The sequence below is a fragment of the Paenibacillus sp. E194 genome (assembly GCF_000935845.1).
GTDB classification, from domain to species: Bacteria; Bacillota; Bacilli; order Paenibacillales; family Paenibacillaceae; genus Paenibacillus_B; species Paenibacillus_B alvei_B.
Genome location: NZ_JMDX01000443.1, coordinates 1 through 2,246, shown reverse-complemented (window position 1 = coordinate 2,246; position 2,246 = coordinate 1). Strand labels below are relative to the sequence as shown.

Below are 2,246 nucleotides of genomic sequence, written 5' to 3'. Positions count from 1 at the left end.
CGACAACCAGGTAAAAATTCGCGGCTATCGGATTGAGACGGGCGAAGTCGAAGCGAAGATGCTGAGTGTAGGTGGCGTGAAGGAAGCGGTCGTTGTCGTCAGGGAAGATCAAGAAGGTCACAAAGCTTTGTGCGCTTATTATACAGCGGAAGAAGGCTTGACGGCGGCGGACCTGAAGCGTGCGATTTCCAGCGAGCTGCCGGGGTACATGATCCCGTCGTACTTTATGGAGCTAGAGTGCCTGCCTTTGACGCCGAACGGGAAAATCGATCGGAAGGCGCTGCCGGCGCCGGAAGGGGGAGCAAGCGCAGGCCGCGAATACGTGGCGCCGCGCACCGAACTGGAGGCGAAGCTGGCCGCCATTTGGCAGGATGTGCTTGTTCGGGAGAAGGCGGTAGGCATAACGGACAACTTCTTTGACCTCGGCGGACACTCCCTGCGGGCGACGACGCTTGTCAGCAAAATGCATAAGGAGCTAGGCGTTGAATTCCCGCTTCGCGACGTATTCCGCTACTCGACGGTTGAGGAAATGGCCGCGGCTATGGAGCGGCTGGAGAGCGGCATCGTTCACGGCTATTCCGGCTGCGGAACCTAGCGAGTATTATCCGCTCTCTTCCGCTCAGAAACGTCTCTATATCTTGAATCAGCTGGAAGGAGGCGAGCTGAGCTACAACATACCGGGAGCTATGCTGCTCGAAGGGGAGCTCGACCGGCAGCGGTTTGAAGAAGCGTTCCGCGGGCTCGTAGCTCGTCATGAAACGCTGCGCAGCGGCTTTGAGATGGTAAAAGGCGAAGCGGTTCAGCGGATTTACGAAGAAGCCGCCTTCCAGGTGGAATATGTGCAGATTAGCGGGGAGCAGGCGGAAGAAACGGTGCGCCAATTCGTTCGTCCGTTTGAACTGGCGCAGCCGCCACTTCTGCGGGTAGGGCTTGCTGAACTGGCGCCGGACCGGCACATTCTGATGTTCGATACGCATCATATCGTATCTGACGGCGTTTCGATGGACGTACTGATCGAAGAGTTCGTCCGCTTGTACAGCGGGGAGCCGTTGGAGCCGCTCCGCATTCAGTATAAAGATTATGCGGTATGGCAGCAATCGGACGAGCAGAAAGCTCAGCTTGCCAAGCAGGAAGCCTACTGGCTCGACATGTTCCGCGGAGAACTGCCGGTTTTGGAATTGCCGACGGACTACCCGCGCCCGGCTATGCAGAGCTACGAGGGCCGCACACTGCAATTGTTTATGAATAGGGAGAAAAGCGAGGGTCTGAAACGGCTTGCAGCCGAGAACGGCGCAACGCTTTACATGGTTCTGTTTGCTGGTTATACAATATTATTGCATAAATATACAATGCAAGAAGACGTGGTGGTCGGTACGCCGATAGCGGGAAGAAATCACAGCGACGTTCAACCGCTGATCGGGATGTTCGTCAATACTCTGGCCATCCGCAGTTACCCAGCTGCCGGTAAGACGTTCCTTGACTACTTGAAGGAAATCAAGGAGACGACGCTGGGCGCCTTTGAACATCAGAATTATCCGTTTGAGGAACTGGTGGATAAGGTGAACGTAGCTCGCGATTTAAGCCGCAATCCGCTGTTCGATACGATGTTTGCTTTGCAGAATACAGAGAATTTGGAAATCCAGCTTCCCGGACTCCATTTGTCGACGTATGCCAGCGAAGAAATTGTTTCTAAATTCGATCTCAGCCTGGACGTCACGGAGATCGAGGAAGGCTTGGAATATCTGTTTGAATACGCCACTGCTCTTTATAAAACCGAAACGGTGGAGAAATTAGCCGCTCACTACTTGCAGCTGCTTGAATCTATTCTCTGCAACCCTTCGGCGACTATTGCCGAGCTGGGCATTTTGACACCAGCGGAAAAAGAACAAATTCTCGGCGCGTTCAACCCGGCGCAGCCGGAAGCGGCTCCTGCGGCGGCGTTCCACCGGCTTTTCGAGGAACAGGCGGAGCGCACGCCGGAAGCGGAGGCCGTCGTGTACGAGAACGACCGGCTGACGTATGTGGAGCTGAACGAGCGGGCGAACCGCTTGGCGGCCACGCTGCGCGCAAGCGGCATCGGCCGGGAGTCGATCGTCGGCATTCTCGCCGAGCGTTCGGTGGACCTGTTGGTGGCCGTGCTGGCCGTCTGGAAAGCGGGCGGGGCGTATGTGCCGCTCGATCCGGATTATCCGGCGGATCGCGTGCGGTTCATGCTTGAAGCAGCGGAGCGAAGGTACTGCTGACGC

Annotated in this window: 1 pseudogene; it reads left to right on the top strand. The window is 56.5% G+C overall.

From position 1 onward, the window contains the following. Positions 1 to 2,246 (top strand): annotated as a pseudogene (locus AZ66_RS28715) (condensation domain-containing protein); the annotation flags it as partial.